We start from the raw sequence: 423 nt of genomic DNA on the forward strand, positions 1-423 counted from the left end.
CAATTCTGCAGCAAGAATTGTGCTTTTTCCTTATGTTTAGGGCCATTTTGTTTAATAACCTCTTAAAGAAATCTGGATACTTATGTTAAAATTTTAGGTGAGATTGTGAAGTGATCTACTTAAACTATCGTGGCAGAATAGTTCAACAAGGTTTTTAGTTTTAATGGTAAAATATGTTTATAAAAGGGGAGTTAAATGAGCAATTTTTTCTTAATCCTTATAGGCTTTTTTATTGTTGTTGCAAATGTTATTGGATTTATATCCTACAAGAATAAGAAAAATCTATACTTTTCGGCTTTTACAATATTATTATCAGCAGTTTTATTTGGGGCAATCGGTGGTGTATTAGCACTTTTGGTTATTCGTGATGCTTTTGCAATATTTTACGGCTTGCAAGTAGGATACTATTTATTAATAAATAGC

1 protein-coding gene is annotated in these 423 nt (G+C 29.8%); it reads left to right on the forward strand.

Annotation, left to right across the window (positions count from 1 at the left end; genetic code table 11):
* Nucleotides 1–195 precede the first annotated feature (195 nt).
* Nucleotides 196–423 (forward strand): 3-isopropylmalate dehydrogenase (locus V7164_RS25490; protein ID WP_335355632.1); only part of this gene is annotated, 228 nt, incomplete at its 3' end.

Source organism: Bacillus sp. JJ1474, assembly GCF_036965225.1.
Classification (GTDB): Bacteria; Bacillota; Bacilli; order Bacillales; family Cytobacillaceae; genus Cytobacillus.